19 protein-coding genes, 1 other RNA gene and 1 pseudogene are annotated in these 21,026 nt (G+C 62.5%); 10 read left to right on the forward strand and 11 right to left on the reverse strand.

The genetic code is table 11. The annotated features are described in order from the left end of the window. Nucleotides 1–146: 146 nt before the first annotated feature. From ACIP1G_RS01430 to ACIP1G_RS01445, 4 genes are all read left to right on the forward strand, one after another. Nucleotides 147–329 carry a TIGR02449 family protein gene (locus ACIP1G_RS01430; RefSeq protein WP_029886233.1) on the forward strand — a complete coding sequence of 61 codons (183 nt, stop codon included), beginning with the start codon at nt 147–149 and terminating at the stop codon, nt 327–329. After that, entirely contained in the window at nt 326–646 is a 321-nt protein-coding gene (locus ACIP1G_RS01435) for a cell division protein ZapA (RefSeq protein WP_346644961.1), read from the forward strand. The genes ACIP1G_RS01430 and ACIP1G_RS01435 overlap by 4 nt, the downstream gene beginning before the upstream one ends. A gap of 17 nt (nt 647–663) precedes the next feature. Then, nucleotides 664–843, forward strand: a non-coding RNA gene (gene ssrS, locus ACIP1G_RS01440) — 6S RNA. Between the two features lie 84 nt (nt 844–927). Beyond that, nucleotides 928–1,536, forward strand: a complete 609-nt coding sequence (locus ACIP1G_RS01445; RefSeq protein WP_400732921.1) for a 5-formyltetrahydrofolate cyclo-ligase — start codon at nt 928–930, stop codon at nt 1,534–1,536. An 18-nt stretch (nt 1,537–1,554) separates the two neighbouring features. Here ACIP1G_RS01445 and ACIP1G_RS01450 read toward each other — a convergent pair whose 3' ends face one another. Further along, the gene (locus ACIP1G_RS01450) at nt 1,555–1,707 is read right to left on the reverse strand and encodes a hypothetical protein (RefSeq protein ID WP_400732924.1); all 153 of its coding nucleotides are present in this window, start codon (nt 1,705–1,707) and stop codon (nt 1,555–1,557) included. A 179-nt stretch (nt 1,708–1,886) separates the two neighbouring features. On the opposite strand from ACIP1G_RS01450, the gene ACIP1G_RS01455 reads away from it, so the two are divergent. Further along, the gene (locus tag ACIP1G_RS01455) at nt 1,887–2,339 is read left to right on the forward strand and encodes an EVE domain-containing protein (protein ID WP_400732926.1); all 453 of its coding nucleotides are present in this window, start codon (nt 1,887–1,889) and stop codon (nt 2,337–2,339) included. Nucleotides 2,340–2,786: 447 nt separating this feature from the next. Here ACIP1G_RS01455 and ACIP1G_RS01460 read toward each other — a convergent pair whose 3' ends face one another. Then, a complete protein-coding gene (locus ACIP1G_RS01460) occupies nt 2,787–3,191 on the reverse strand; it encodes a flagellar basal body-associated protein FliL (RefSeq protein WP_400732928.1) in 405 nt (134 codons plus the stop codon). 169 nt (nt 3,192–3,360) lie between these two features. On the opposite strand from ACIP1G_RS01460, the gene ACIP1G_RS01465 reads away from it, so the two are divergent. After that, complete coding sequence (locus ACIP1G_RS01465; RefSeq protein WP_400732931.1) at nt 3,361–4,338, forward strand: NADPH:quinone oxidoreductase family protein; 978 nt, start codon at nt 3,361–3,363, stop codon at nt 4,336–4,338. A gap of 133 nt (nt 4,339–4,471) precedes the next feature. Here ACIP1G_RS01465 and ACIP1G_RS01470 read toward each other — a convergent pair whose 3' ends face one another. From ACIP1G_RS01470 to trxA, 6 genes are all read right to left on the reverse strand, one after another. Continuing rightward, complete coding sequence (locus ACIP1G_RS01470; protein WP_400732934.1) at nt 4,472–5,122, reverse strand: gamma-glutamylcyclotransferase; 651 nt, start codon at nt 5,120–5,122, stop codon at nt 4,472–4,474. A 246-nt stretch (nt 5,123–5,368) separates the two neighbouring features. Beyond that, nucleotides 5,369–6,337, reverse strand: a complete 969-nt coding sequence (locus ACIP1G_RS01475) for a CDP-6-deoxy-delta-3,4-glucoseen reductase (RefSeq protein ID WP_400732937.1) — start codon at nt 6,335–6,337, stop codon at nt 5,369–5,371. Next, a complete protein-coding gene (ubiD, locus tag ACIP1G_RS01480; RefSeq protein ID WP_016489755.1) occupies nt 6,337–7,803 on the reverse strand; it encodes a 4-hydroxy-3-polyprenylbenzoate decarboxylase in 1,467 nt (488 codons plus the stop codon). Before ubiD ends, ACIP1G_RS01475 begins: the two co-directional genes overlap by 1 nt. A 213-nt stretch (nt 7,804–8,016) precedes the next feature. Next, nucleotides 8,017–8,331, reverse strand: a complete 315-nt coding sequence (locus ACIP1G_RS01485; protein WP_400732940.1) for an addiction module antidote protein — start codon at nt 8,329–8,331, stop codon at nt 8,017–8,019. Nucleotides 8,332–8,645: 314 nt separating this feature from the next. Then, entirely contained in the window at nt 8,646–9,905 is a 1,260-nt protein-coding gene (gene rho / locus ACIP1G_RS01490) for a transcription termination factor Rho (protein ID WP_003253661.1), read from the reverse strand. A gap of 327 nt (nt 9,906–10,232) precedes the next feature. Continuing rightward, a complete protein-coding gene (trxA, locus tag ACIP1G_RS01495) occupies nt 10,233–10,559 on the reverse strand; it encodes a thioredoxin TrxA (protein WP_012274768.1) in 327 nt (108 codons plus the stop codon). 257 nt (nt 10,560–10,816) lie between these two features. On the opposite strand from trxA, the gene ppx reads away from it, so the two are divergent. Then, the gene (gene ppx, locus ACIP1G_RS01500; protein ID WP_400732943.1) at nt 10,817–12,319 is read left to right on the forward strand and encodes an exopolyphosphatase; all 1,503 of its coding nucleotides are present in this window, start codon (nt 10,817–10,819) and stop codon (nt 12,317–12,319) included. On the opposite strand, the gene ppk1 is transcribed toward ppx, so the two are convergent. Then, nucleotides 12,306–14,588, reverse strand: a complete 2,283-nt coding sequence (gene ppk1 / locus ACIP1G_RS01505) for a polyphosphate kinase 1 (protein ID WP_400732946.1) — start codon at nt 14,586–14,588, stop codon at nt 12,306–12,308. The two genes, ppx and ppk1, sit on opposite strands and share 14 nt — an antisense overlap. Nucleotides 14,589–14,801: 213 nt before the next feature. Between ppk1 and ACIP1G_RS01510 the strand changes: the two genes are divergently transcribed. Next, the gene (locus tag ACIP1G_RS01510) at nt 14,802–15,446 is read left to right on the forward strand and encodes a DedA family protein (RefSeq protein ID WP_400732948.1); all 645 of its coding nucleotides are present in this window, start codon (nt 14,802–14,804) and stop codon (nt 15,444–15,446) included. A 501-nt stretch (nt 15,447–15,947) separates the two neighbouring features. Here ACIP1G_RS01510 and ACIP1G_RS01515 read toward each other — a convergent pair. Continuing rightward, a pseudogene (locus tag ACIP1G_RS01515) lies at nt 15,948–16,580 on the reverse strand (sterol desaturase family protein); the annotation flags it as partial. Between the two features lie 106 nt (nt 16,581–16,686). On the opposite strand from ACIP1G_RS01515, the gene elbB reads away from it, so the two are divergent. Next, on the forward strand, nt 16,687–17,346 hold the full coding sequence (gene elbB / locus ACIP1G_RS01520) for an isoprenoid biosynthesis glyoxalase ElbB (protein WP_400732951.1): 660 nt from the start codon (nt 16,687–16,689) through the stop codon (nt 17,344–17,346). Between the two features lie 144 nt (nt 17,347–17,490). On the opposite strand, the gene ACIP1G_RS01525 is transcribed toward elbB, so the two are convergent. After that, entirely contained in the window at nt 17,491–17,943 is a 453-nt protein-coding gene (locus ACIP1G_RS01525) for a YaiI/YqxD family protein (RefSeq protein ID WP_400732954.1), read from the reverse strand. Nucleotides 17,944–18,113: 170 nt separating this feature from the next. Here ACIP1G_RS01525 and ACIP1G_RS01530 point away from each other — a divergent pair, with 170 nt between their 5' ends. Further along, nucleotides 18,114–20,969: a class I adenylate cyclase gene (locus tag ACIP1G_RS01530; protein WP_400732957.1), complete on the forward strand. Its 2,856-nt coding sequence runs from the start codon at nt 18,114–18,116 to the stop codon at nt 20,967–20,969. The last annotated feature ends 57 nt before the right edge of the window (nt 20,970–21,026 follow it).

The following is a 21,026-nucleotide window of genomic DNA, read 5'->3' on the forward strand; positions in this document are numbered from 1 at the left end:
TGGAGACCTTGTATCCTAGCACCGGCAGGCGCGCCAAGACCATCGGCACTGGCCGTTGCCGCCCAGGGAGAGGCATCATCACCAGGTGACTCAACGACGGAGCGAAGCGAGTGCAACCCACGCAAGAGAACGACCTGCAGGCACTGATGAGCCGATTCGAGTTGCTGATCGAACGTGTCGAGCAACTAAAACGGCAAAATGCACTCCTAGTAGCTCAGGAAAAATCCTGGCGCGAAGAGCGCGCCCACCTCATCGAAAAGAACGAGATCGCCAAGCGCAAAGTCGAGTCGATGATTTTGCGCCTCAAGGCTCTGGAGCAAGACTCATGAGTTCAAGCAATAGCGTCACCGTGCAGATTCTCGACAAGGAGTACTCGATCATCTGCCCGCCGGAAGAGCGCAACAACCTGGTCAGCGCTGCGCGCTACCTGGACGGCAAGATGCGCGAGATCCGCAGCAGCGGCAAGGTGATTGGCGCCGACCGCATCGCGGTGATGGCAGCGTTGAACATCACTCACGAAATGCTGCACCGCCAGGAAGACCGCAACGATGCGCCGGCCGGCGGCACCACCCGCGAGCAGGTGCGCGACTTGCTGGAAAGGGTGGATCAGGCTTTGTCCGACGACACGGATACCAAAATCGGCTGAGATTGGTATACTGGCGCCACTCCCTGGGGGATGCGCCAGTCGGTTATGTCCCTGAGCCGATACGCACAACCACGGGGGTTGCACGCTGGGGCCGGTGTGCATGTCCGCCCGACGGAAAGCCTTAACGCCCCCTGCAATCTCCACCTTGAACTTTCGGGTTCAAGGGCTACACCGATAGCGGTCTTATCGGGGAGCCTGAATTTTCTTGCCCGCCCCTGTGGCGGGCAATTCGTATTGGCCGAACTTGAGTGTCGGCCAGCACACCTGGGATCGCCCGTGCCATGACCGACACCGTGCCGCTCACCCGCCCTCAACTCCGCCGCCTGCTTCGCAATGCCCGCCGCGCCCTTACCCCTGCACAGCAACGCCAGGCCACCCTCGGCCTGTACCGCCAGCTGGCGCAGCACCCGCTGTTCCGCCGCGCCCGGCACATTGCCCTGTACCTGCCCAACGACGGCGAGATCGACCCTTGCCTGCTGATGCGTGAAGCCCAGCGCCGCGGCAAGCGCACCTACCTGCCAGTGCTGCATGCCTGGCCGCGCACGCGCATGGTGTTCCAGCGCTTCGAACAGGGTGAAAAGCTCAAACCCAACCGCTTCCGTATTCCCGAGCCGGTTACCGAGCGCAAGCGCCAGCGGCCGATCTGGGCGCTGGACCTGATCCTGCTGCCGCTGGTCGGTTTCGACGAAGTGGGCGGGCGCCTGGGGATGGGTGGTGGCTTCTATGATCGCAGCCTGGCTTACCAGGCGCGTCGGCAGACCTGGAAGAAGCCTTTGCTGCTAGGGCTGGCGCATGAATGCCAGAAGGTCGAGCGACTGGCGCAGGCCAGTTGGGATGTACCGCTGCAGGGCACGGTCTCGGACCGTGACTGGTACCTGGCGCCGCGTTGAGCGGCGCCAGCGGGGGCATCAACGTTGTGGCTGGCTGGCGTTTACCGGCATCTGATAAGCGTTGTCCTGTTTGCGCTCCAGGAACCCTTGCGCATAACCGGTAGTGACCACACCCAAGCCAAAAATGAACACCAGGATCCACAGCAGATCCGGCTTTTTGCGTTGATTCATTGAAGATTGCCCCCCAGGCAAACTGTTCAGTGCCCGGCGGTTTTCTCGGCACCGCCGGCGCGTCGCGCTTTAAACGGGGCGCATTTTCCGACAACCTGCGTCGACACGCAAACCTTGACGCCAGCCGGCTGTCGGTTTCGTGCAACAGGTTATTTCAAACCTTTTCAGGAGCAGCATCCATGGCCTACTGGCTGATGAAATCCGAGCCCGACGAGCTCTCCATCGAGGCCCTCGGCCGGCTGGGCGAAGCGCGCTGGGACGGCGTGCGCAACTATCAGGCACGCAATTTCCTGCGGGCCATGAGCGTGGGTGACGAATTTTTCTTCTACCACTCCAGCTGCCCGCAGCCGGGCATCGCCGGCATAGCCCGGATTACCCGCGCGGCCTACCCGGACCCGACCGCGCTGGACCCGCAGAGCCACTACTACGATGCCAAGGCCACGGCCGAGAAGAACCCGTGGAGTGCGGTAGATGTGGCCCACGTCAAGACTTACCGTCAGGTGCTGGGGCTGGGGTTGCTGAAGCAGCAAGGCGCGCTGGAGGAGTTACCGCTGGTGCAGAAAGGGACGCGGTTGTCGGTAATGCCCGTGACCGAGGAGCAGTGGGCGGCGATTGTTGCGCTGGCAGGGTGAATGGGAACTTCCCGATCATGCAGCATCAAAATACAAAGGGCGCCTTTCGGCGCCCTACTCACAGGCAAGTCAGCTTGTTATCGCCATCCACTTGCCCGGCTCTGTGATTGCTGGAGAAACCAGGATCTGCAGAGTCTTCCAAACCCCTTGGGGGACGCCCCCAGTATCAAGCATCAAGCCCACCGCTGACAACCTGCCGCTCTGTTGCTGAATGTGTGAACCCAAGCATTGCGCCGACTGCAGCTTTCACGCTGGCAAAGCCCTAATGCCGGTCAGTTAAGAAAAGGCAAGGTGTTCTCCGTACCTTTAGCAGCGCCTATTCGATCGAGCGCCGCGCGGGCGGCGCTCGATCTGACAGGCAACCAAAATCCCAAATTCGGAGGCCGCTGCGCGGCCCTTCGCGACACAAGGCCGCTCCAGGGGAACGCGCCAGTCGGTGAAAGCGGGTTACTGCACAATCAGGTTGTTGAACAGCAGGTCTTCAACGACCGGCTTGCCCTCTTCCGCCTCCATCACCTGCTGCACCTGTTTCAGCGCCTCCTGGCGCAGGTGCTCCTTGGCCTCGACGTTGCTCATGCTGTCCACCGTCTGCTGGGTGAACAGCGCCACCAGCTGGTTGCGGATCAACGGTTCATGGTGCTGCACCGCCTTGGCCGCTTCGTCGCCGGTCACGCGCAGGGCCACGTCGGCCTTGTACACGCGCAGCCGTGGGCCGCCGTCAAGGGCATAGTTGCCAACAAAGGGCGGGCTCAGGCTGATGTAGGCGACCTTGGGCGCCCCTTCCTTGGCTTCTTCGGCCATGGCCGCAGCCGGCAGCAGCAGCGCCAGCACCATCATGATCCACGCTTTCACGAATTCACTCCTCAATACAGTTGGCGCCAGCTTACCCAGCACACCGCTCAAACCCAAGCCCGGGCTTGTGCCGCCACTTATGCCTACACATCAGGGCGGGCCATGCTCGTTGACCCGGCAGGCGGCCCTCCTACACTTATCGGCCACTACCCGCAAAGGAATAGCCCCGATGAAAGCTGTGTTGTGCAAAACCCTGGGCCCGGCGCGCGACCTGGTGCTGGAAGAGGTGGCCAGCCCGGTGCCGAAGAAAAACGAAATCCTGCTGGATGTGCAGGCCGCCGGGGTCAACTTCCCCGATACCCTGATCATCGAAGGCAAATACCAGTTCCAGCCACCGTTGCCGTTCTCCCCCGGTGGCGAAGCGGCGGGTGTGGTGGCCGCAGCCGGGGAAAAGGCCGGCGCGTTCAAGGTCGGCGACCGGGTCATGGCACTCACCGGCTGGGGTGCGTTCGCCGAGCAGGTGGCGGTGCCGTTCTACAACGTGCTGCCGATCCCGGCGAGCATGGATTTCACCACCGCTGCGGCGTTCGGCATGACCTACGGCACCTCCATGCACGCCCTGCGCCAGCGTGGCCAGCTGCAGGCTGGCGAAACGCTGCTGGTGCTGGGTGCCTCCGGCGGGGTCGGCCTGGCAGCGGTGGAGATCGGCAAGGCCATGGGCGCACGGGTGATCGCGGCCGCCAGCAGTGCTGAAAAACTGGCCGTGGCCAAGGCGGCCGGGGCCGATGAGCTGATCGACTACAGCAAGGCCAGCCTGCGCGACGAGATCAAGCGCCTGACCGGCGGCCAAGGTGTGGACGTGATCTACGACCCGGTCGGTGGCGAGCTGTTCGAGCAGTCGGTGCGCGGGCTAGCCTGGAATGGCCGGCTGCTGGTGGTGGGGTTTGCCAGCGGCAGCATCCCGCAGCTGGCGGCCAACCTGGTGCTGCTCAAGGGCGCGGCAGTGCTGGGGGTGTTCTGGGGGGCGTTTGCGCAGCGTCAGCCGGAGGACAATGCGGCGAACTTCCGGCAACTGTTTGCCTGGCATGCCGAGGGAAAGTTGAAGCCGCTGGTGTCGCAGACTTATCCACTGGCCGAGGCCGGGGCTGCCATTGAGAAGCTGGGGCAGCGGCAGGCTGTGGGCAAGTTGGTGGTGCTGGCCAGGTAAGGTTTCAGATCTTTATTGGCAGGTCCGGTCTCTTCGCGGGTGAACCCGCTCCTACAGGGATCGCGTCGCCCACAGGGGTGTGCTGTACCTGTGTAGGCGCGGGTTTACCCGCGAAGAGGCCGGCGCAGGCTATTCACACTTCACGCAGGTTATGGCAACGCCTGAACCGCGCCTCCAGGTTGCGATCGGGCATCTGATGGCTGCGCAGGGCATTCAAGGTCTGCTCGACATAGTCACGCGTGGTGCCGTAGCGCCCTTTGGCACTGGCCAGGATCTGGCTGAGCAAGGTATCCGGCAGGTTGCCGGCATAGCACGGCAAATGCCGCTCCAGCACAAAGCCCAAGGCCTGCACCTTGCTGCCATCACCCAGCCGGCAGCTGAGCCAGTGCGGCCGGTACGCCGGGTACGGCATCTCGCGTTGCCACAGGGCCATCAACGAGTCGTCCAGGTTGCTTTCATCCAGCCGATAGGCAAAGCCACTGCAGGAACCACCGCGGTCCAGGCCAAACACCAGGCCGGGGGTTTCCGGTGTGCCGCGGTGTTCGTGTGACCACAGGTACAAGCCACGGTGATAACCATGTACCCGCGCGCGTTGACGCTCCACAGAGTTGCACTCGGGGCGCCAGATCAACGAACCATAGGCGAATAGCCACACCGGCCCGCCCTGATGGCGAGACATGGTCGTCTTCATGGAGTTGAACAGTTGTTCGCGCGTATGTTGTTGACCGAAGTCGAGTGCCGGAGGATATGAAACTTCCCAGGACATACTTTCAATTGCCGACATAAGCTGCCGCCATTATCCCTGTGAACTACGGATGTAGCGAAATCCGATAACGATGTGGCCCAAGGCCTGTGTACCAAGGGCGCTTTCAGTAACCATAGGACATTACTGCAGGAATACTCAAGCCCCCGCGCCAGTGTTTCATGCGCGGTTCCGACGACTGGGGAATACTGTTTCGGCAACTGTGAAAGTTATTAGCCAAGGCGGTAACAATTACCGCCTTATACCCATACTTTCAAACTTCGGTTATTAACCGCGCGGGGCATAGGCAAACACATCCGCACGCATGCGGTGTGCATCCATCCCCGCCTCGACCAGCGCATCAAGGGTGGCATAGACCATGTTCGGCGAGCCGCTGGCATAGACATGCACGGTATTCAGGTCGGCAATATCCTCGCAGACCGCCTCATGCAGCATGCCGCAACGGCCTTCCCAGCCGCACAGGTCGCTGACCACCTGGTGCAGGAACAGGTTGGGCAGGCGCTGCCATTCGTCCCAGTGTTCGATCTGGTAGAAGTCTTCGGGCCGGCGCACGCCCCAGTACAGGTGCACCGGGTGCTTGAAGCCCTGGGCTCGGCAGTGCTCGACCAGGCTGTGCATCTGGCCCATGCCCGTGCCAGCGGCAATCAGCACCAGCGGCCCGTCGGGCAACTCGGCCAGGTGGGTATCGCCAAACGGCATTTCGATGCGCGCCAGGCCGTCACGCTTGAGCTGCTCGATCAGTTGCAGCGCACTGGGCTCACGCGCCAGCACATGCAGCTCCAGCTCGCGCCCGGCATGCGGCGCCGAGGCCAGCGAGAAGGCGGCCGGCTTGCCGCCCTCACGCTCGATCATCAGGTATTGCCCGGCGTGGTAGCGCAGCGGCTTGCCGGCAGGGGCGCGCAAACGCACCCGCCAGACGTCGCCACCGACGTCGACGCACTCGCTGACACTGCATGCCAGCTTGCGTACCGGCAGCTCACCCAGGGCGAGCACACCATCCCAGAGCAACACGCAGTCCTCCAGAGGTTCGGCAATGCAGGTAAACAACTCGCCATGGTCACGGACTTCGCCGCCCTGGCATACCCGGCCTTCGACCAACAACGCGGCGCAAACATGGCAATTGCCATTGCGGCAGCTGTTCGGGCAGTCATAGCCCAGCCGCCGCGCTCCATCCAGGATCCGTTCCCCGGGTTCGAGCGCCAGCACCGCCCCGGACGGCTGCAACGTTACCTGCATCAATCTATTCCCAACTGATCCCACAGCTCATCGATACGGCGGGTGACGGCTTCGTCCTTGACGATGACCCGTCCCCATTCGCGTGTAGTCTCGCCCGGCCACTTGTGCGTGGCGTCCAGGCCCATCTTCGACCCCAACCCGGATACCGGCGACGCGAAGTCGAGGTAGTCGATCGGGGTGTTGTCGATCATCACCGTATCACGCTTGGGGTCCATGCGCGTGGTGATGGCCCAGATCACATCGTTCCAGTCGCGGGCGTTGATATCGTCGTCGGTAACAATAACGAACTTGGTGTACATGAACTGTCGCAGGAACGACCACACACCCAGCATCACACGCTTGGCGTGGCCTGGGTACTGCTTCTTCATGGTCACCACCGCCATGCGGTACGAGCAGCCTTCAGGCGGCAGGTAGAAGTCGGTGATTTCCGGGAACTGCTTCTGCAGGATTGGCACGAACACTTCGTTCAGCGCCACACCAAGGATCGCCGGCTCATCCGGCGGGCGACCGGTGTAGGTGCTGTGGTAGATCGGCTTTTGCCGGTGGGTGATGCGCTCGACGGTGAACACCGGGAAGCTGTCGACTTCGTTGTAGTAGCCGGTGTGATCGCCATACGGGCCTTCCGGGGCCATTTCGCCCGGGTGGATCACGCCTTCAAGGATGATTTCGGCAGTGGCCGGTACCTGCAGGTTGCTGCCACGGCACTTGACCAGCTCGGTGCGGTTGCCGCGCAGCAGGCCGGCGAAGGCGTATTCGGAAAGCGTGTCCGGCACCGGGGTCACGGCGCCAAGGATGGTGGCCGGGTCAGCACCCAGGGCCACGGCGACCGGGAACGGCTGGCCGGGGTTCTTCTCGCACCACTCACGGTAGTCGAGGGCACCGCCACGGTGGCTGAGCCAGCGCATGATGACCTTGTTGCGGCCGATCACCTGCTGGCGGTAGATGCCCAGGTTCTGGCGGTCCTTGTTCGGGCCGCGGGTCACGGTGAGGCCCCAGGTGATCAGTGGCGCCACGTCGCCCGGCCAGCAGTGCTGGATCGGCAGTGCGCCGAGGTCGACGTCGTCACCCTCGACCACCACTTCCTGACACACCGCGTCCTTGACCACTTTCGGCGCCATCGACACGACCTTTTTGAAGATCGGCAGCTTGGACCAGGCGTCCTTCAGGCCTTTCGGCGGCTCGGGCTCCTTGAGGAAGGCCAGCAGCTTGCCGATCTCGCGCAGTTCGTCGACCGACTCGGCGCCCATGCCCATGGCCACGCGCTCTGGCGTGCCGAACAGGTTGCCCAGTACCGGGATGTCGAAGCCGGTAGGCTTTTCGAACAACAAGGCCGGACCTTTGGCGCGCAGGGTGCGGTCGCAGACCTCGGTCATTTCCAGGACAGGGGAAATCGGAACCTGGATGCGCTTGAGTTCACCGCGCTGCTCCAGGCCACGGATGAAGTCGCGCAAATCGCGATACTGCATGCAAGAGCCTCGTGTTGGCCGTATCGGTCGGGGGTGCAGAGTGTAGCGCCGTTCGGTGTCCAATGGCCAAAAATGACTTGGGGCCGCTTCGCGCCCCATCGCGACACAAGGCCGCTCCTACAGGGAATGCGTAATCCTGTAGGAGCGGCCTTGTGTCGCGATGGGCTGCGAAGCAGCCCCAACCAATACCGGCTTGAAACGCTTACTTGCGCTTCACCGATTATGCGCAACCACCTTCGACAGCCCGATGCCAAGCGCTTGCAGCACCTTCAGCACAGTCGACAACTTTGGGTCGCCGTCCGCCGCCAACGCCCGATAAAGGTTGGGACGAGCAAGCCCGGTAGCCTGAGAAAGGTTGCCCATGCCTCCACGCGCTTCAGCCACACGCCGAACCGCCGTCAAAAACCCTGCAGCGCCACCAGGCTCATCGATCTCCTCAAGCGCCACGGCGAGATAATCGATGGCGAAGGATTCGTCGTTGCGGAGCATTTCGAGAACACTTTCTTCATGGGGACGTGTGCCGGTCATAGTTTTACCTTGTGCCTGCGCCAAAGTGATCTGGCTTGATCAATGTCGGCCTGCTGCCGGTCTTTCCACGCCATTGGCGGATAAAACGTGATGAACTGCGTACATCCATACTGTACCTTAAAAGAGACAATTCCGTGTCGATTTTTGGTCAGCCGGCTAGGCGAGCTGATTTTCGGCGGAAGGCAGAGTGCCACGAGGGGCATGGCAGCCCGCAGGCAGCATGGTGGCCTGCGTTCAGGGTGCTGGCGAACGGTCTTTTGTGACAAACAGCAAAAAGCCGGGTTTCCCCGGCTTTTTGCTTGATCGAACGAAGCTTACTTGCGCTTCATCGACAGGAAGAACTCGTCGTTGGTCTTGGTCTGCTTGAGCTTGTCGACCAGGAACTCGATGGCGGCGATTTCGTCCATCGGGTGCAGCAGCTTGCGCAGGATCCACATGCGCTGCAGTTCGTCGTCGGCGGTCAGCAGCTCTTCGCGGCGGGTACCGGAGCGGTTGATGTTGATGGCCGGGAACACACGTTTCTCGGCGATGCGGCGGTCCAGCGGCAGCTCCATGTTGCCGGTGCCCTTGAACTCTTCGTAGATCACTTCGTCCATCTTCGAGCCGGTTTCGACCAGCGCGGTGGCGATGATGGTCAGCGAACCGCCTTCCTCGATGTTACGCGCGGCGCCGAAGAAGCGTTTCGGCTTCTCCAGGGCGTGGGCGTCGACACCACCGGTCAGCACCTTGCCGGAGCTCGGGATCACGGTGTTGTAGGCACGCGCCAGACGGGTGATGGAGTCCAGCAGGATGACCACGTCCTTCTTGTGCTCGACCAGGCGCTTGGCCTTTTCGATCACCATTTCGGCAACCTGCACGTGGCGGGTTGGCGGCTCGTCGAAGGTAGAGGCAACCACTTCGCCGCGCACGGTGCGCTGCATTTCGGTCACTTCTTCCGGGCGCTCGTCGATCAGCAGGACGATCAGGTGGCACTCGGGGTTGTTGCGGGTGATGTTGGCCGCGATGTTCTGCAGCATGATCGTCTTACCGGCTTTCGGCGGAGCGACGATCAGGCCACGCTGGCCTTTGCCGATCGGGGCGCACAGGTCGATAACGCGGCCGGTCAAGTCTTCGGTGGAGCCGTTACCGGCTTCCATCTTCAGGCGCTTGTTCGGGAACAACGGCGTCAGGTTTTCGAAGAGGATCTTGTTCTTCGCGTTTTCCGGGCGGTCGAAGTTGATGGTGTCGACCTTCAGCAGGGCGAAGTAACGCTCCCCTTCCTTCGGTGGGCGGATCTTGCCGACGATGGTGTCGCCGGTACGCAGGTTGAAGCGGCGGATCTGGCTAGGCGAGACGTAGATGTCGTCGGGGCCGGCCAGGTAGGACGCATCAGCCGAACGCAGGAAACCGAAACCATCCTGGAGAATCTCCAGCACGCCGTCACCCGAGATCTCTTCGCCGCTTTTCGCGTGCTTCTTCAGCAGGGCGAAAATCACGTCCTGTTTGCGCGAACGGGCCATGTTTTCGATGCCCATCTGTTCGGCCATTTCCAAAAGATCGGTAATCGGCTTTTGCTTGAGTTCAGTCAGGTTCATAAGGGGAGTGACGTAATCATGTAAGAAGGGAGAATTAAGCTTCTGGCTTAATGAGGCCGCGCCGCTAGATGGCGACAAGATCGCGTACTGATTCGAATTAGGGATGCTTCGGCGACGGCATTTAGAGGGCACTGGAGAAGCAGTGCGAGGCCGAATGTAACACTTGCTTTTTTCGACGTCTAGTGGTTTTGACCGGGTAAATCGTGCCATGTGGGAGCGGGTTTACCCGCGAAGGCGGCGGCAGGTTCGGCATCGAATTCGCGGGTAAACCCGCTCCCACAGGCCCTTCGGGCAAAAAAAAGCCCCGCATTTGCGGGGCTTTCCATATCACAGGTGGGCGTCGAGGAACGCGGCCAGCTGCGATTTGGACAGGGCGCCAACCTTGGTGGCTTCGACGTTGCCGTTCTTGAACAGCATCAGCGTCGGGATGCCACGCACGCCGTGCTTGGCTGGGGTTTCCTGGTTTTCGTCGATGTTCAGCTTGGCGACGGTCAGTTTGCCCTCGTAGGTGGCAGCAATGTCGTCCAGGACCGGAGCGATCATCTTGCATGGGCCGCACCATTCAGCCCAGTAGTCGACCAGCACCGGGCCTTGAGCCTGCAGTACGTCGGCTTCGAAGCTGGCGTCGGTGACGTGTTTGATTTTGTCGCTCATGGAAATCTCCAAGGTCGTAAGCAATAAAAAACGTTGCCCATCATAGCCGCCCCCGCCCGCTACAGGAAGCCGCGGACGATTGAGTGTAACTATAGTTGTGCAAGACGCTGCGAATCGAAACTGTCACACAAGTGTCATAGCATCGAATGGCACATTGCCTTGTATCAAGGCCAGCTCAAAGGCTTGCGTACCACGCGTTGGCGACAGCCTGCTATCGTGGCACGATTGCCAGGTAAACGACCGAGAACAACCAGATCATGCCGCATACCATCGCGAAGAACCTGTCCCTGATCGCCGCCATCGACCTTGGCTCCAACAGTTTCCACATGGTCGTGGCCAAGGCCCACCATACCGAAATCCGCATTCTCGAGCGGCTCGGCGAGAAGGTTCAGCTAGCCGCCGGCATCGACGAAGAACGCAAACTCAGTGAAGAGGCAATGGAACGAGGCCTGGATTGCCTCAAGCGCTTTTCTCAACTGATCAACGGCATGCCGGCAGGCTCCGTGCGCATCGTCGGTACCAACGCATTGCGCGAAGCGCGCAACCGCAACGAATTCATCCAGCGCGCCGAAGCCATCCTTGGCCACCCGGTCGAGGTCATCTCCGGCCGTGAAGAAGCGCGCCTGATCTACCTGGGCGTGTCGCATACCCTGGCCGATACCCCCGGCAAGCGCCTGGTCGCCGACATTGGCGGCGGCAGTACCGAGTTCATCATCGGCCAGCGCTTCGAGCCGCTGCTGCGCGAAAGCCTGCAAATGGGCTGCGTCAGCTTCACCCAACGCTACTTCCGCGACGGCAAGATCACCCCGGCCCGCTACGCCCAGGCCTACACCGCCGCGCGCCTGGAGCTGATGAGCATCGAGAATGCCCTGCACCGCCTGACCTGGGACGAGGCCATCGGCTCGTCCGGCACCATCCGTGCCATCGGCGCCGCCATCAAGGCCGGTGGCCTGGGCAATGGCGAGGTCAACGCCGAAGGCCTGAACTGGGTCAAGCGCAAGCTGTTCAAGCTGGGTGAGGTCGACAAGATCGACTTCGACGGGGTCAAGCCGGACCGCCGCACCATCTTCCCGGCGGGCCTGGCGATTCTCGAAGCGATCTTCGACGCCCTGGAACTGCAACGCATGGACCACTGCGACGGTGCCCTGCGAGAAGGCGTGCTGTTTGACCTGCTGGGCCGCCACCACCACGAAGACGTGCGCGAGCGCACCCTGAACTCGCTGATGGAGCGTTACCACGTCGATCAGGGGCAGGCCGCGCGCGTCGAGCGCAAAGCCCTGCACGCCTTCGACCAAGTGGCCGAAACCTGGCAACTTAAAGATGGGAACTGGCGCGATCTGCTGGGCTGGGCGGCGAAAGTGCACGAAATTGGCTTGGATATCGCCCACTACCACTACCACAAGCATGGCGCCTACCTGCTTGAACACTCCGACCTTTCAGGCTTCTCTCGCGAGGACCAGCAGATGATGTCCTTGCTGGTGCGCGGCCACCGCCGCAACATCCCCAAGGACAAGTTCGCCGAGTTCGGTGATGAAGGTGTGCAGCTGATCCGCCTGTGCGTGCTGCTGCGCTTTGCCATCCTGTTCCATCACATCCGCGGCACCCAGCAGATGCCCAAGGTAGAACTGAAGGCCGGGGGGGACAGCCTGGATGTCGCCTTCCCTGAAGGCTGGCTGGAGCAGAACCAGCTGACCCAGGCCGACTTCGCCAACGAGGCGGAATGGCTGGCCCGGGTCGGCTTCGTCCTCAGCGTACGTTGAGGACCGGGTTGCTCAGGCGCTCCAGCAGGGTCGCCTGGGCACTGCGCGGGTTCTGGTTGCCGGTCGGGGTGCTGCGCAAGTAGCGCCCGTCTGGCTGCAAGGTCCAGGCGTGGGTGTTGTCAGTCAGGTAGCCTTCCAGCTCCTTCTTCACCCGCAGCAACAGCTTCTTGCCTTCCACCGGGAAGCAGGTCTCGACACGCTTGTCGAGGTTGCGCTCCATCCAGTCGGCACTGGACAGGTAGATCTGCTCTTCGCCGCCATTGAGGAAGTAGAACACCCGCGTGTGCTCCAGGAAGCGGCCGATGATCGAGCGCACCTGGATGTTGTGCGAAACCCCCGGAATGCCTGGGCGCAGGCAGCACATGCCACGCACCACCAAGTCAATCTTCACGCCTGACTGGCTGGCCTTGTACAGCGCCTTGATGACCTTGGCGTCGGTCAGCGAGTTGAACTTGGCAATGATGTGCGCCGGTTTGCCTTCGAGGGCGAACTGGGTTTCCCGCGCGATCATGTCGAGCATGCCCTTCTTCAGAGTGAACGGCGCGTGCAGCAACTTTTTCATGCGCAGGGTCTTGCCCATGCCGATCAGCTGGCTGAACAGCTTGCCGACGTCTTCGGTGAGGGCGTCGTCAGAGGTCAGCAGGCTGTAGTCGGTGTACAGGCGGGCGTTGCCGGCGTGGTAGTTGCCGGTACCCAGGTGCGCATAACGCACGATCTCGCCCTGCTCGCGGCGCAGGATCAGCATCATCTTGGCGTGGGTCTTGAAGCCGACCACGCCGTAGATCACCACCGCACCCGCCGCTTGCAGGCGGCTGGCCATCTGCAGGTTGGATTCTTCGTCGAAACGCGCACGCAGCTCGATCACCGCAGTGACCTCCTTGCCGTTACGCGCCGCATCCACCAGGGCGTCGACGATTTCCGAGTTGGCCCCGGAGCGGTACAGGGTCTGGCGCACGGCGAGCACGTGCGGGTCCTTGGCGGCCTGGCGCAGCAGGTCGATCACCGGGGTGAAGGACTCGAACGGGTGCATCAGCAGGATGTCCTGCTTGCTGATCACACTGAAGATGTTGTCGGCGTTCTGCAGCAGCTTGGGGATCGCCGGGGTGAACGGTGTGTATTGCAGCTCCGGGTGGCTGTCCAGGCCGGTGATGCTGAACAAGCGGGTAAGGTTGACCGGGCCGTTGACCTGGTACAGCTCGCTTTCGCTGAGGCTGAACTGCTTGAGCAGGTAGTCCGACAGGTGTTTCGGGCAGGTGTCGGCCACTTCCAGGCGCACGGCGTCGCCGTAGCGGCGCGAAAACAGCTCGCCGCGCAGGGCACGGGCCAGGTCGTCGACCTCTTCGGAGTCCAGCGCCAGGTCGGCGTTACGGGTCAGGCGGAACTGATAGCAGCCCTTTACCTTCATGCCCTGGAACAGGTCGTCGGCGTGCGCGTGGATCATCGACGACAGGAATACGTAGTTGGCGCCCGGGCCACCCACCTCTTCCGGCACGCGGATCACCCGCGGCAGCAGGCGCGGGGCCGGGATGATCGCCAGGCCCGAATCGCGGCCGAAGGCGTCCACACCTTCAAGCTCGACGATGAAGTTGAGGCTCTTGTTCACCAGCAGCGGGAACGGGTGGGTCGGGTCGAGGCCGATCGGGGTGATGATCGGGGCGATCTCGTCGCGGAAGTAGCGGCGCACCCAGGTCTTGAGCTTGGGCGTCCAGTAACGGCGACGAATGAAGCGGATATGGTGCTTTTCCAGCTCGGGCAGCAGCACGTCGTTGAGGATCGCGTACTGGCGCTCCACCTCGTAGTGCACCAGCTCGCTGATGCGCGCCAGCGCCTGATGCGGCTGCAGGCCGTCGGCACCGGCCTGTTCACGGGCGAAATTGATCTGCTTCTTCAGGCCGGCGACGCGGATTTCGAAGAATTCGTCGAGGTTGCTGGAGAAGATCAGCAGGAACTTGAGGCGTTCGAGCAGCGGATAGTTCTCGTCCAGTGCCTGCTCCAGCACGCGGATGTTGAACTGCAGCTGTGAGAGTTCGCGATGAATGTACAGGCTGCTGTCGTCGAGGCCGGGAACGCTGATGGCCGGTGCGGGTGCCGGGGCCGGTGCCACAGGCTCGGCCACCAGTTCCGCTGCAGGCTCCGGCGCAACGTCCGAAGCCAGGTCCGCCGCCACGTCCGGCGCCGGAGGCGGCAGGTCTGGCGGGGTTTGCACCATCTCTTCGGGGAGCTCTTGAGCATCCTTGATCGCGACAGGTGTTAGCACTTCATTATTCATCTGGCGTTCCTGAGGACGTTAATGCCCTATCATCTATTGAGCGGCAAGATAAGCGCCCATTATGACGCCTGTGTTACACACCAGGGCAAGCCGCAGCATGTGGCCCTTGGCATTGTCCGCGTAGGAATTGTTCACGTCGAGACACATTTGGACACTTTCACGAATGCGCGCGAAGGGGTAGGCTGCGCGTTCATTTCGCCAGCACCTCAGAAAATGCTTCAACAATTCCTGCAGGATTTCGGCTACTTTGCCCTTTTTCTAGGCACCTTCTTCGAAGGCGAGACCATTCTGGTGCTTGCGGGATTCCTTGCGTTCCGCGGTTACATGGACATCAAGCTGGTGTGCCTGGTGGCGTTCTTCGGCAGCTATGCCGGCGACCAGTTGTGGTACTTCATGGGCCGTCGACATGGGCGCAGGATTCTGGCGCGCAAACCGCGCTGGCAGGCGATGGGTGACCGGGCGCTGGACCACATCCGCCGCCACCCCGACATCTGGGTGCTGAGCTTCCGTTTCGTCTACGGCCTGCGCACGGTCATGCCGGTGGCCATCGGCCTGTCGGGCTACCCGCCACGCCGCTACCTGCTGCTGAACGGTATTGGCGCGGCGATCTGGGCTGCGGCCCTGGGCGCGGCTGCGTACCACTTCGGTGCCATCCTCGAAGGCCTGCTAGGCAACGTGAAGCGCTATGAGCTATGGGTGCTCGGCGGCCTGCTGGCGCTGGGTGGCCTGCTGTGGCTGCGCCGGCGCTTCCGTACCCTGCGCGCGGAGCGCAAGGCGGCGGACCAGGCCCAGTCCCCAGAGGCTGAGCAAGCTGTAAGCCACGAGCAGGATCCAGGCCAGCGGCGCGACCACCGCTAGGCCCAATACGCCGGCCAGGTACAGCGCCGGCGCATTCAGCAGCAGCCGCGCCAGCTCCAGGCGCGCAGCCCAGGGCCGGTTCTCCAGCAACGCGCCCAGCACGAACAAACCAAACGCCATCAGCGACCAACCGAGCACCAGCGCGGCGGTTGGCACGCGCTCGGCCGCGCCCATCAAATAGCTGCCCAGCGCCACGTAAACCACGAACTGCGCCGCCACATAGGCTTGTTGCGCGCGGCCCAGGGCAATCCCGAACTTGCGAAACAGCGCCAGGTCCTGCTTGGCCTGTGGGTAGCGCGCAGCTACATCGGCCGGGCGCCAGCCTGTAGGCATGAACCAGATACGCAGTTTGTCCCACAGGCTGGCGGTGCGCCGGGCGTCGCGCCAGAGCTGGGCATAGAACTGCAGGTTGGCCCACAAAGGGTTCCAGCTGGCCAGCGGCGTGGTCACCCCGAACACCACCGGCTCGGCCGGGTCTTCTTCCTTGAAAGTGCCGAACAGACGGTCCCAGAGAATGAACACGCCGCCGTAATTGCGATCCAAGTAAGCAGGGTTTTGCGCATGGTGGACGCGATGATTGGATGGCGTGATCAACACCCACTCGAGCCAGCCAAGCTTGGGAATATGCCGGGTATGCACCCAGAACTGGTACAGCAGGTTGAGCGAGGCCACGGTAATGAACACCAGTGGCGGCACGCCGACCAACGCCAGCGGCAGGTAGAAGATCCACGAGAAAATGAAGCCGCTGCTGGTCTGGCGCAGCGCGGTGGTGAGGTTGTACTCCTCGCTCTGGTGATGCACCGAGTGCGCCGCCCACAGCACATTGCGCTCGTGGCCCAGGCGGTGCAGCCAGTAGTAGCAGAAGTCGTACAGGACAAAGGCCAGCAACCACACCCACCACGCGTGTGCCGGCAGGCGCAACAGCGCCAGGTGCTCGAAGGCCAGGGCATAGGTGACCAGCCCTACACCCTTGGTCAGCAACCCGGTACTGGTCGACAGCACGCCGGTGCTCAGGCTGTTGATCGAGTCGGCCAGGGTGAAGTTGCGCTGGCCACGCACACGGTCGGCCACCAGCTCGACGGCAATCAGCACGAAGAAGAACGGCACGGCCAGCAATATCAGGTCCATGAGCATGACCTCAGGTGGTATCCATCAAGATTAGGCCGCGCCCGCAGCAATCCCTATGGCGACATCTGCCAAACTAGAGGACATTTAGCGCCTCGACACTGGAGTATTGAGCATGACAAAAAAAGTAGCGGTGATTCTTTCCGGCTGTGGCGTGTATGACGGCGCCGAAATCCACGAAAGCGTGATCACCCTGCTGCGCCTCGACCAGCGCGGTGCGCAGGTGCAGTGCTTCGCGCCGAACATTGCACAGATGCATGTAGTCAACCACCTGACCGGCGAAGAAATGCCCGAGTCGCGCAATGTGCTGGTGGAATCGGCGCGCATTGCCCGCGGCGAAGTCAAGGACATCCGCGAAGCCAAGGCCGAAGACTTCGATGCGCTGATCGTGCCAGGCGGTTTCGGGGCGGCGAAGAACCTGTCCAACTTTGCCGTGGAAGGCGCCAACTGTAGCGTTCACCCGGATGTACTGGCCTTGGCCGAAGCCTTTGCCGATGCCTGCAAGCCGGTTGGCCTGATCTGCATTTCGCCGGCGCTGGCAGCGAAGATTTACGGGCCGGGCGTGGTCTGCACCATTGGTAGCGACGCTGGCACTGCGGCGGCCGTGGTGAAGATGGGTGGCACCCATGAAGAGTGCGATGTGCACGACATTGTCGAAGACACCCAACGCAAGCTGGTGACGACCCCGGCTTATATGGAGGCCAAGTCGATCAGCGAGGCGGCTGGCGGGATCTACAAGCTGGTGGACCGGGTGCTGGAGCTGACTCACGAGTAAGCCCTGCAAACGCGCCCTGTGTAGGAGCGGCCTTGTGTCGCGATCGGGCCGCGAAGCGGCCCTGGCAATTTATGCGGCGAAGCTGAAATCCTGGGGCCGCGCTGCGGCCCGATCGCGACACAAGGCCGCTCCTACAGGGTCCCCTCAGGGTTTGGAGAGACGGGCAATGATCCGGTCCAGCGCATTGGCAAACGCCTGCTTGTCGCGTTCACCATAAGTCGCCTGCCCTCCCCCCACCTGCCCCTGCTCGCGCAGCTCGGTGAACAGGTTGCGCGCCGCCAGGCGGTCACCCATGTTGCGCTCGTCGAACTCGCGCCCGCGTGGGTCCAGCGCTGCCACGCCCTTTTTCACCAAGCGGTCGGCCAACGGCACGTCACTGCAGATCACCAGCTCGCCGGGCACAGCGTGCTCGACCAGGTAATCATCGGCCGCATCCATGCCGCTGGGCACCACGACCAGCCGCACGATGGCGAACGCCGGCTTGGCCACGGCCTGCCCTGCCACCATCACCACCTCGAACTTGCGCTTGAGGGCGAACTTGACGATCAGATCCTTGGCCGCCTTGGGGCAGGCATCGGCATCGATCCATACACGCATCGGAAACTCTCTTCATCAACTGAATGCGCCCATCATGCCTCATGTGCAGCGAAAGCTGGAGCTGGCCCGCAAGCGCTGGGAAAATGGCGCCAATATTTCATTTAGCGCTTATCCGACCCCGCCACTCAGGCTAAACTCGCCACAGTTTCACTGGCCTGCCCGAGCGCGCAATGAACCACCCCCACGAAATCCGCCCTGACCTGGACGAAGGCATCGACCGCAAAGTCCTGGCAACACTGCGTGCGCGCTTCCTGCATCTGAACCAGGGCCGGCTGCAAAGGGCGATGGAAGGCCTGTCGACACGCCAACAACAGGTACTGACGCTGCTGCCGCTGCTGTTCCATGTGAACCACCCGCTGTTACCGGGTTATGTTTCTGGCAGCACTCCCGCAGGTGTATCCGGCTACGAGCCAGATGCCGAACGGGTGGCAGAAGCCCAACGCTTCGCCCGCTCATTCTCCTACAAGGCCCAGCATGGCAACCCGCCGCGCCCAATCCACGGCCTGTTCCTGATGGGCAGCCTGGGCTCGCTGGCCCAGGCCGAGCACAGCGACATGGATGTATGGGTGTGCCATGCGCCAGGCTTGCCCGAGCCGCTGCTTGATGAACTGCGCCGCAAGTGCCAACTGCTGGAAACCTGGGCAGCCAGCCTGGGTGCCGAGGCGCACTTCTTTCTCATCGACACGCAGGGCTTCGCCCAAGGCCAGCGCGATGGCCAGCTCGGCTCCGACGACTGCGGCACCACCCAGCACTACCTGCTGCTGGACGAGTTCTACCGCACCACGCTGTGGCTGGCCGGGCGCACGCCGCTGTGGTGGCTGGTGCCGGTCTACGAAGAACACAATTACCACGACTACACCCAGACCCTGCTGTCCAAGCGCTTCATCCGCAGCCAGGACGCCCTGGACCTCGGCAACCTGGCGCACATTCCACCTGGCGAGTTCGTCGGCGCCGGCCTGTGGCAACTGTTCAAAGGCATCGACTCGCCCTACAAGTCGTTGCTCAAGCTGCTGCTGACCGAAGCCTACGCCAGCGAACACCCCGCCGTGCGCTGCCTGAGCCTGGACTACAAGCAGGCAGTGTTCGCCAACCAGCTCGACCTCGATGAGCTGGACCCCTACGTGATGGTCTACCGGCGCATTGAACGCTACCTGCTGCAACGTGGTGAGACCGCGCGCCTGGAGCTGGTACGCCGCAGCCTGTACCTGAAGGTGAACAAGAAACTCAGCGAACAGAGCCGCGCCAATGGCTGGCAACGCCGTCTGCTGCAGCGCCTGGCCGACGAATGGGGCTGGGACGAGCGCCAGCTGGCCCTGCTGGACAGCCGCAGCCAATGGAAAGTGCTGCAGGTGGCCGTCGAGCGCCGCGAACTGGTGGCCGAGCTGAACCACAGCTACCGCTTCCTCAGCCAGTTCGCCCGCACGCAAAACGCCAGCAGCCGCGCCGATCAGCGCGACCTCAATGTGTTGGGCCGGCGCCTGTATGCAGCCTTCGAGCGCCGTGCCGGCAAGGTCGAAGTGATCAACCCCGGCATCGCCCCGGACCTTGCCGAAGGCACCCTGACCTTGGCCCAGGCAGGCAACCGCAAGGAACCCGGCAACCACCACTGGGAGCTGTACGCCGGCAACCTCAGCAGCCACGAAGTGCAACACTTCAGCCCGATAAAACGCTGTCGGGAACTGCTCGAACTGCTGGCCTGGGCCCATCGCAACGGCGTGATCGACAGCAGCACACGCCTGGCGCTGCACCCGGGCGTCAGCGACCTCAGCGAACTTGAGCTGTTCAACCTGGTGGGCTGCCTGCAGCAAAGCATCCCCCTGCCCTTGCCGACAGTCAGCGAAGTACGCCTGCTGCAGCCCAGCGTTGCCGACGAAGTGCTGCTGCTGGTCAACGTCGCCATTGACCCGCTGCGCCACCACCGCGACTTGAACATCCTGATGACCACCGAACGCACCGACTCGTTGAGCTACGCAGGCGTGCGCGAGAACCTGGTGCTGACCCTGGACCAGGTCACCCTCAACAGCTGGAACGAGGTGCTGGTCCAGCGCTATGACGGCGAACACGCGCTGGTGCGCTGCCTGCGCGACTTCCTCAACAGCCCGGTGTTGCACGGCCACCGGCCACGGGTGCGGGTGCGCTGCTTCTGCCAGAGCCGTGCCCAGGCCATTGGCCAGCGTGTGGAGGAGATTTTCGACACCGTGCAGTTGCTGCTCGACCAAGGCCTGAACCACCGCTACCTGCTGCAGGTGGCCCAGCACACCCATGTACTGGAACTGCTGCCCGAGCATGTCAGCCTGGCCACCTTGGCCGATCATGAGGCACTGCTGGCTTACCTGGGCGAAGAACGCAGCGCCTACAGCCCGCTTTACCTGGACGCCAACGCACTGCAAGACCACGACCTGCGCCTGGTGCTGGAACAAGGCAGGCCGGCCTGCATCCAGGTGTTCTACCGCCTGCAGGGCGGCTGGGCCGAGCTGTATGTACTGGATGAATACAACGCCCTGTGGCAGCAGCGCCTGCCGTTGCAAGACGAAGCCCACCTGCTGCTGCCGCTGCAACGCTTTCTGCGCTCGGTAGTGATGCGCCGTGATGCCCGGCTACCGCTGGACAATCTGCGCCCGGCGTCACTGGATATCCTCTTCGCGCAGCTGTTGCCATCCAGCCCTGGCAAGGCCCGCAGCATCGAGCCGCGCCTGGCCCCGCTGGAGGGCAGCGACCAGCCTTACTATGAGGTGCAGGCCATCATCCAGGCCGGTGTGGCGGGTGCTGCACATGTGACGCTGTACTGCGACCAGCAGGAGTTTTCCGAGCTGGAGCATGGGGCGCAGTTGTATGCGGTGGTGGCCCGGCAGATCATTGGCCAGCGGCGTGGTGCAGCGCAGTACAGGTGCTATATCACTGACCTGGATTTGTCCGAGTTGCTGGATGACCGGTTGGGGGCGACGCAGCTGTACCTGAGCTACAAGCGGGTGCTGGAGCAGGCTTTGAATGAGGGGTTGGAGCAGGTTCTGGCGGAAGGATCCTGAATTCGCAGCACAAGGCTGCTCCTACAAGGGATCGCATCTCCCTGTAGGAGCAGCCTT

This window comes from Pseudomonas sp. NPDC089392 (assembly GCF_044749595.1).
Classification (GTDB): domain Bacteria; phylum Pseudomonadota; class Gammaproteobacteria; order Pseudomonadales; family Pseudomonadaceae; genus Aquipseudomonas.

Excerpts from the sequence above, each read along its gene's own strand:
- ACIP1G_RS01430 (WP_029886233.1), top strand. The coding sequence starts at position 147 with ATGAGCCGATTCGAGTTGCTGATCGAACGTGTCGAGCAACTAAAACGG.
- ACIP1G_RS01435 (WP_346644961.1), top strand. The coding sequence starts at position 326 with ATGAGTTCAAGCAATAGCGTCACCGTGCAGATTCTCGACAAGGAGTAC.
- ACIP1G_RS01445 (WP_400732921.1), top strand. The coding sequence starts at position 928 with ATGACCGACACCGTGCCGCTCACCCGCCCTCAACTCCGCCGCCTGCTT.
- ACIP1G_RS01450 (WP_400732924.1), bottom strand. The coding sequence starts at position 1,707 with ATGAATCAACGCAAAAAGCCGGATCTGCTGTGGATCCTGGTGTTCATT.
- ACIP1G_RS01455 (WP_400732926.1), top strand. The coding sequence starts at position 1,887 with ATGGCCTACTGGCTGATGAAATCCGAGCCCGACGAGCTCTCCATCGAG.
- ACIP1G_RS01465 (WP_400732931.1), top strand. The coding sequence starts at position 3,361 with ATGAAAGCTGTGTTGTGCAAAACCCTGGGCCCGGCGCGCGACCTGGTG.
- ACIP1G_RS01470 (WP_400732934.1), bottom strand. The coding sequence starts at position 5,122 with ATGTCGGCAATTGAAAGTATGTCCTGGGAAGTTTCATATCCTCCGGCA.
- ACIP1G_RS01475 (WP_400732937.1), bottom strand. The coding sequence starts at position 6,337 with ATGCAGGTAACGTTGCAGCCGTCCGGGGCGGTGCTGGCGCTCGAACCC.
- ubiD (WP_016489755.1), bottom strand. The coding sequence starts at position 7,803 with ATGCAGTATCGCGATTTGCGCGACTTCATCCGTGGCCTGGAGCAGCGC.
- ACIP1G_RS01485 (WP_400732940.1), bottom strand. The coding sequence starts at position 8,331 with ATGACCGGCACACGTCCCCATGAAGAAAGTGTTCTCGAAATGCTCCGC.
- rho (WP_003253661.1), bottom strand. The coding sequence starts at position 9,905 with ATGAACCTGACTGAACTCAAGCAAAAGCCGATTACCGATCTTTTGGAA.
- trxA (WP_012274768.1), bottom strand. The coding sequence starts at position 10,559 with ATGAGCGACAAAATCAAACACGTCACCGACGCCAGCTTCGAAGCCGAC.
- ppx (WP_400732943.1), top strand. The coding sequence starts at position 10,817 with ATGCCGCATACCATCGCGAAGAACCTGTCCCTGATCGCCGCCATCGAC.
- ppk1 (WP_400732946.1), bottom strand. The coding sequence starts at position 14,588 with ATGAATAATGAAGTGCTAACACCTGTCGCGATCAAGGATGCTCAAGAG.
- ACIP1G_RS01510 (WP_400732948.1), top strand. The coding sequence starts at position 14,802 with ATGCTTCAACAATTCCTGCAGGATTTCGGCTACTTTGCCCTTTTTCTA.
- elbB (WP_400732951.1), top strand. The coding sequence starts at position 16,687 with ATGACAAAAAAAGTAGCGGTGATTCTTTCCGGCTGTGGCGTGTATGAC.
- ACIP1G_RS01525 (WP_400732954.1), bottom strand. The coding sequence starts at position 17,943 with ATGCGTGTATGGATCGATGCCGATGCCTGCCCCAAGGCGGCCAAGGAT.
- ACIP1G_RS01530 (WP_400732957.1), top strand. The coding sequence starts at position 18,114 with ATGAACCACCCCCACGAAATCCGCCCTGACCTGGACGAAGGCATCGAC.